Below are 892 nucleotides of genomic sequence, written 5' to 3'. Positions count from 1 at the left end.
TGCGATTACCACCATTGCTGATTCGATCGATACCACTACGTTACGTTGCCCGCAACAACTCGGTCACCGAAGGCGGTCAAATTACCTACACCGCTACTTTGACCAATCCTGCGCAAACGCCAGTGACTGTCACCTTGAGCAATGGCTCGGTAATCACTATCAAAGCCGGTGAGTCGGTTGGCACTGTAGCCGTCGATACCCCGGCTAACGATGTTTACAACAACGGTTCTACCGTTAGCACCACGATTGCGAGTGCCACCGGCGGTAACTTCGAAAATCTGGTGCCAAACACTGCTCCTGCAGTCACTACGATTGCTGACTCGATCGACACCACTACCGTTACTCTGACCGCAAACAACTCGGTCACCGAAGGTGGTCAGATTACTTACACCGCCACGCTGACTAATCCAGCGCAGACACCGGTAAACGTGACACTGAGCAATGGCTCGGTGATTACCATTAAGGCTGGTGAGTCGGTTGGTACTGTGGCCGTCGATACCCCGGCTAACGACGTTTACGCCAATGGCTCCACCGTCAGCACCACGATTACCTCGGCTACCGGCGGTAACTTTGAAAATCTGGTGCCGAACACTGCACCTGCAGTCACTACGATTGCCGATTCGATCGACACCACTACCGTTACATTGACGGCTGGCCAGACCGTAACCGAAGGCGGTCAGATTACTTACACCGCCACGCTGACTAATCCTGCGCAGACGCCAGTGACTGTCACCTTGAGCAACGGCTCGGTGATTACCATCAAGGCCGGTGAGTCGGTTGGCACCGTGGCTGTGGATACCCCGGCCAACGATGTTTACAACAATGGCTCGACTGTTAGCACCACTATTACAAGCGCCACCGGGGGCAACTTCGAAAACCTGGTGCCGAACAC

1 pseudogene is annotated in these 892 nt (G+C 54.5%); it reads left to right on the top strand.

What is annotated here, in order from left to right:
- Positions 1–892 (top strand): annotated as a pseudogene (locus tag F0169_RS25675) (immunoglobulin-like domain-containing protein); the annotation flags it as partial.

It is taken from the genome of Pseudomonas kitaguniensis (genome assembly GCF_009296165.1).
GTDB classification, from domain to species: Bacteria; Pseudomonadota; Gammaproteobacteria; order Pseudomonadales; family Pseudomonadaceae; genus Aquipseudomonas; species Aquipseudomonas kitaguniensis.
Note: the sequence above shows the minus strand (reverse complement) of the source record. Positions and strands in the feature narration are given on the sequence as shown.